The organism is Caenimonas soli (assembly GCF_013155545.1).
Classification (GTDB): domain Bacteria; phylum Pseudomonadota; class Gammaproteobacteria; order Burkholderiales; family Burkholderiaceae_C; genus Ramlibacter; species Ramlibacter soli.
Genome location: NZ_JABJVV010000014.1, coordinates 151,268 through 157,535, shown reverse-complemented (window position 1 = coordinate 157,535; position 6,268 = coordinate 151,268). Strand labels below are relative to the sequence as shown.

The following is a 6,268-nucleotide window of genomic DNA, read 5'->3' as shown; positions in this document are numbered from 1 at the left end:
CACCGGCGCGTCGTTGACCGCCGTCACATTGATGGTCGAGGTGCCCGCCGCACTCGTGGCAGCTCCCGCGCCGTCCGAGTTGGCGTCGGTCACAGTCCATTGAATGGTCCGGCTGGCGCTGAAGGCCGTCGGGTCCTCTGAGGTGCTGTGGTAGGTCACCGACTCCAGCGCAGCCTCGTAGGCCGCCGTGGTGGCCAGGCCTGTGAGCGTGAGTACGCCAGTGCTCGCGTTGTAGCTGCCGGTGATGGAGGCCGTGTTGGTGAAGCCCAGCACGTCGCCGGCGGTGAAGCCGGCACTGATTGTCACCGTGGCCGAAGCCATTTGCGTGTCGTCGACATCAGTCAGCGTGATCGCGCTGTCGATCGCTGCCGCCGCGCCATTCTCCGTGTACGCCAGCGTGCCGCCCAGGTCCGTCAGCACCGGCGCGTCGTTGACCGCCGTCACATTGATGGTTGAAGTGCCCGCCGCGCTCGTGGCAGCGCCCGCGCCGTCCGAGTTGGCATCGGTCACAGTCCATTGAATGGTGCGGCTGGCGCTGACAGCCGTCGGATCGTCCGAAGTGCTGTGGTAGGTCACTGACTCCAAGGCCGCCTCGTAGGCCGCCGTGGTGGCCAGGCCTGTGAGCGTGAGTACGCCAGTGCTCGCGTTGTAGCCGCCGGTGATGGAGGCCGTGTTGGCAAAGCCCAGGACGTCGCCGGCGGTGAAGCCGGCGCTGATCGTCACCGTGGCCGAGGCCATTTGCGTGTCGTCCGCGTCGGCCAGGGTGATCGTGTTGTCGATCACGCTGGCGGCGGCGTTTTCTATATAGGCCAGCGTGCCGCCCAGGTCCGTCAGCACCGGCGCGTCGTTGACCGCCGTCACATTGATGGTCGAGGTGCCCGCCGCACTCGTGGCAGCTCCCGCGCCGTCCGAGTTGGCGTCGGTCACAGTCCATTGAATGGTCCGGCTGGCGCTGAAGGCCGTCGGGTCCTCTGAGGTGCTGTGGTAGGTCACCGACTCCAGCGCAGCCTCGTAGGCCGCCGTGGTGGCCAGGCCTGTGAGCGTGAGTACGCCAGTGCTCGCGTTGTAGCTGCCGGTGATGGAGGCCGTGTTGGTGAAGCCCAGCACGTCGCCGGCGGTGAAGCCGGCGCTGATCGTCACCGTGGCCGAGGCCATCTGCGTGTCGTCCGCGTCGGCCAGGGTGATCGTGCCGTCGATCACGCTGGCCGCAGCGTTTTCTGTATACGCCAGCGTGCCGCCCAGGTCCGTCAGCACCGGCGCGTCGTTGACCGCCGTCACATTGATGGTTGAAGTGCCCGCCGCGCTCGTGGCAGCGCCCGCGCCGTCCGAGTTGGCATCGGTCACGGTCCATTGAATGGTGCGGCTGGCGCTGACGGCTGTCGGGTCCTCCGACGTGCTGTGGTAGGTCACCGACTCCAGAGCCGCCTCGTAGGTCGCCTTGCTGGCCACACCGCTGAGCGTGAGCACGCCGGTGCTCGCGTTGTAGCTAGCGGTGATGCCCGTGCCGGTCAGGTCGCCCGTGCCCAGCACGTCGCCCGTGGTGAAGCCGGCACTGATCTTGACCGTGGCCGAGGCCATCTGCGTGTCATCTACATCAGTCAGCGTGATGGTGCTGTCGATCACGCTGGCGGCAGCATTTTCTGTATAGGCCAGCGCGCCGCCCATGCTGGAGAGCACCGGCGCACGATAGTCGATCGCAGCGCCATCCACCCAGACATCCAGCGTTTCCATCATGGACACTGTCAGGGTCGTTCCGCCACCAAAGTTGAAGGTGAAGTCGCTGGCGATGGCGTTCGAAACCTCTCCGGTGTTGACGTTGGTCGTCACCGTTGCCAAGTGCTGCAGGTAGCGCGTGATTTCCGACTGCACGGTCGGGCTGAGCCATTCGGTACTGTTCAACTGGAGCCGCACGGTATCGATGCCGGACCCACCGGTGTAGAGATCAGTCGCCCCCGCGTTTTGGGCCAGCCAGTACACCAGCGTGTCACTACCAGCCCCGCCGTTCAACGAGTCGCTGCCGGCGCCACCATCGAGCGTATCGCTCCCCGAGCCTCCAATGAGCCGATCGCTTCCCGATCCGCCTGTGAGGACGTTATCACCGCTTGCGGAGGCCATGGGCGTTCCTTTTCTCGTTACGCGTTGCAACGAGAACAGTGTGCTGCGCCTCCCCTCACGCGCCCATGGGAGGGATCAGTGGGTTTTGTGGGTCCCCAGGTGAGTAAGTACCGGGTGTATCTAGGAGGAATGTCCCGGGAGGCGCATCAGCGCACCGGGTTTTCCAACACGCCTATCCCGTCGATCTCGACGCGCACCACGTCGCCGGCTCGCAGGTATTTGGGCGGCGTGAAACCTATGCCCACGCCCACCGGCGTTCCGGTGGCGATCACGTCGCCGGGGTAGAGCGTGATGCCGGCCGACAGCGTTTCGATCAAGGTCGGGATGTCGAAGATCAGGTCGGTGGTCGAGGCGTTCTGCCGCTCTTCCCCGTTGACCCAGCAACGCACCTGCGTGCGGGTGCCGTCGCATTCGTCCGCGCTAACCAGCCAGGGGCCCATCGGGCAGAACGTGTCGAAGGATTTGCCCATGTCCCACTGCTGGTGGCGGCTCTGCCAGTCGCGTGAGGTGACGTCGTTGACGATGGTGTAGCCCCACACATGCTTCATGGCGTCGGCGGCCTTGATGCCCTTGCCGCCGCGGCCTATCACCACGGCCAGCTCGGCTTCGTAGTCGATCGCGGTCGAGACGCCGGCGGGGATCACGATGGCCTCGCCCGTCGCAATCACGCATTCGGGAACCTTGGTGAAGATGATGGGCGCCGCCGGGATTTCGCCGCCCGACTTCGCGCTGCTGTCGAAGCCGCTGCCGGCGAATTCGCGCGCGTGCGCGTGGTAGTTCTTTCCCACGCAAAACAGATTGCGGCGCGGCCGGGGCAGTGGCGCGACCAGCTGAACCGCATCCAGGGCCACCGGAGCGCCGGTTCGCGGCATGGCCTTGCCAGCCGCCATCAGCTCGACAATGGCCTGCGCACCGCGCACCGCGTCCGCGACAGCCAGCTCGAGCGGCAACACGCTCTGCAAGTCGGAAGAAACGATCCCGACACCGGGTCGGCCCTGGTCGAGGTAGGCGGCGATCTTCATGGGGAAAACTCTCTTCGCTGGCGGCGCGGTCAATGTAGCATGCTAACTAGAAACAGGAGACTTCGACATGCAACGACGTTACGCCCTTGCCGCCCTTATTCTTTCGTTTGCGGGCCTGGCCGCCGCACAGGCGCCCTACCCCACCAAGCCCATCACCATGATCGTTCCGTTCCCGCCGGGCGGGCTGGCCGACATCGTCGCGCGTCCGGTCGCGGAGGCGATGTCGCGCGACCTCGGCCAACCCGTCATCATCGAGAACAAGGGCGGTGCGGGCGGCGGCATCGGGATGGGGCTGGCGGCGAAAGCCCCGGCTGACGGCTATACGGTCCTGCTGGCGCTGTCCTCCTTCAGCGTGATCCCGGAAGCCGACACCCTGCTCGGCCGTGCGCCCATGTACAGCTTCGCTTCGCTGCGTCCGATCGCGCGCATCACGGCCGACCCCACCGTGCTGGCCGTGCGGGCCGATTCACCGTGGAAGACGGTGAAAGATTTTGTCGAGGATGCAAAGAAGCGGCCCGGTGCGATCAATTACGGCTCGTCGGGAAACTACGGCACCATGCATGTGCCGATGGAAATCCTGGCGCAGGACACCGGCATCAAGATGACCCATGTGCCGTTCACCGGCGCCGGCCCGGCCGTGGTGGCGCTGCTCGGCGGCCAGATCGATGCGGTGTCGTCCGGGCCGGCCACGGTGCTGCAGCACGTCAAGGCCGGCAAGCTGCGCGTGCTCGGCCATTGGGGCAGCGGCAAGCTTGATGCCCTGCCCGATGTACCCTCGCTCAAGGACGCGGGCTACAACGCCGAGTACGCGCAGTGGTCGGGGCTGTTCGTGCCGGCAGGCACGCCGGAGCCCGTCGCCCAGCGGCTGCGCGCGGCAGCCCGCGTGGCCGCGAACGATGCCAAGGTCAAGGAGGTGATCCTCAACGCCGGCAGCCCCATCCTCTACCAGGACACACCCGACTTCGAGAAGTATGTGCAAGCCGACGTCAGGCGCATGGCCGACGTCGTCAAGAAGATTGGCAAGGTCGAGTAGGCAGACCTGGATTGCGGGTCAAGCCCGCAATGACTCACACAAGCAACGCGTTGACGCGCTTCACGTAGGCCGCCGGATCTTCCGGTAAGCCGCCTTCGGCCAGTAGCGCCTGGTCGAACAGGATGTGGGCCAGGTCCTCGAAATGCGCCGAGCCTTCGAGCTTCTTCACCAGCGCGTGCTCGGCGTTGACCTCCAGCACCGGTTTGGTCTCCGGAACCTTCTGGCCGGCCTGCTTGAGCATGCGAGACAGCTGCATGCTCATGCCGCCGTCGCTGACGACGAGGCAGGCCGGTGAATCGACCAGCCGTGACGTGACGCGCACGTCCTGAGCCTTGTCCTTCAGCGCCTCCCTCAGCTTTTCCAGCACGGGCTTGAAGGCTTCGGCCGCTTCCTCGGCGGCCTTCTTCTCGGCCTCGTCCTGCAGCTTGCCCAGGTCGACGGCGCCCTTGGCCACCGATTGCAGCGGCGTGCCATCGAACTCGTGCAGGTAGTTGAGCGCCCACTCGTCCACGCGGTCGGTCATCAGCAGCACTTCGATGCCTTTCTTGCGGAAGACCTCGAGCTGAGGGCTGTTCTTCGCGGCGGCCATCGTGTCGGCCGTGATGTAGTAGATGGCCTCCTGGCCTTCCTTCATCCGCGCCTTGTAGTCGGCCAGTGAAACGCTCGGCGTATCCGTGGTGGTCGAGGCAAAGCGCAGCAGCTTGGCCAGGCGCTCGCGATTGGGGAAATCCTCGCCGAGCCCTTCCTTGAGGACCGTACCGAACTCGGCGTAGAACTTCGCGTACTTGCCCTTGTCCTCGTCGCTCGTACTCTCGTCCTTTTCCAGCCTGGCGAGGTCTTCCAGCATGCCCAGCACTCGCTTGGTGCTGCCTTCGCGGATGGCCTTGACGTCGCGGCTTTCCTGCAGCAGCTCGCGGCTGACGTTCAAGGGCAGGTCAGACGAATCGATCACCCCCTTGACGAAGCGCAGGTAGGTGGGCAGCAACGCCTCGGCCTCGTCCATGATGAAGACGCGCTTGACATAGAGCTTCACGCCCGCGGCCTTCTCGCGATTCCACAGGTCGAACGGTGCGTGCGATGGGATGTACAGCAGCTGGATGTATTCGGTCGAGCCTTCGACCCGGTTGTGCGCCCACGCCAGCGGCGCCTCATGGTCGTGGCTGATCTGCTTGTAGAACTCCTGGTACTGCTCCGGCGAGATGTCCTTTTTCGGCCGGCTCCACAAGGCGCTGGCCTGGTTGACGGTTTCCCACTCGTCGGTGAGCACCATCTCGCCGCCCTTGCCCTCTTCCCCTTCCTTCCATTCTTCCTTGCGCATCAGGATGGGCAGGGAGATGTGGTCGGAATACTTGTTGATGATGGACTTGAGCTTCCAGGTGGAAAGGTAGTCCGCGGCGTCTTCGCGCAGATGCAGCGTGACGCTGGTGCCGCGCTCGGGCCGGCTGATGCTCTCCACTTCGAAGTCGCCGGCGCCCACGCTGGTCCAGCGCACGCCCTCGTCGGCCTTGAGGCCCGCGCGGCGCGACTCCACGGTGATCTTGTCGGCCACGATGAAGCCGGAATAGAAACCCACGCCGAACTGGCCGATCAACTGGGCATCGGCCTTTTGGTCGCCCGACAGCCGGTTCATGAATTCGCGCGTGCCGCTCTTGGCGATGGTGCCCAGGTTGTCGATCGCTTCCTGCTCCGACAGCCCGATGCCGTTGTCGGTGATCGTCAAGGTCGTGGCTTCCTTGTCGAAGCCGACCCTCACCTCCAGGTTGGGCACGTCCTCATAGAGCCCCGTATTGTTCAGGGCCTCGAAGCGCAGCTTGTCGCAGGCGTCGGAAGCGTTGGAAATCAGCTCGCGAAGGAAGATTTCCTTGTTCGAATACAGCGAGTGGGTGACCAGGTGCAGCAACTGCGCCACTTCGGCCTGGAAGGAAAGGGTCTGTTTTTGGCTCATGGGCTTGGATTCGATGCGGAAAAATGCCCACGGGATGTTGGGCCGTGGCTGCTTTTTTCAAGACCTAAGGCCCGGATGTGACAAATTCGACGCCGCGGCCGGATTTGCTTGCCCAGCGGCCCGCAAAGGCCTGGACAGCGGGTGACAGGTTGT

The 6,268-nt window shown here is 64.9% G+C and carries 4 protein-coding genes; 1 reads left to right on the top strand and 3 read right to left on the bottom strand.

The window, feature by feature from the left end:
• A partial coding sequence (locus HNE04_RS20825) for a beta strand repeat-containing protein (protein ID WP_407926614.1) occupies positions 1-2,115 on the bottom strand: 2,115 nt, incomplete at its 3' end.
• A 146-nt stretch (positions 2,116-2,261) separates the two neighbouring features.
• Positions 2,262-3,137 carry a fumarylacetoacetate hydrolase family protein gene (locus HNE04_RS20820; protein ID WP_172223516.1) on the bottom strand — a complete coding sequence of 292 codons (876 nt, stop codon included), beginning with the start codon at positions 3,135-3,137 and terminating at the stop codon, positions 2,262-2,264.
• 67 nt (positions 3,138-3,204) lie between these two features.
• Here HNE04_RS20820 and HNE04_RS20815 point away from each other — a divergent pair, with 67 nt between their 5' ends.
• Positions 3,205-4,170: a Bug family tripartite tricarboxylate transporter substrate binding protein gene (locus HNE04_RS20815; protein ID WP_172223513.1), complete on the top strand. Its 966-nt coding sequence runs from the start codon at positions 3,205-3,207 to the stop codon at positions 4,168-4,170.
• Between the two features lie 34 nt (positions 4,171-4,204).
• On the opposite strand, the gene htpG is transcribed toward HNE04_RS20815, so the two are convergent.
• The gene (gene htpG, locus HNE04_RS20810) at positions 4,205-6,115 is read right to left on the bottom strand and encodes a molecular chaperone HtpG (protein ID WP_172223511.1); all 1,911 of its coding nucleotides are present in this window, start codon (positions 6,113-6,115) and stop codon (positions 4,205-4,207) included.
• Positions 6,116-6,268: the final 153 nt, after the last annotated feature.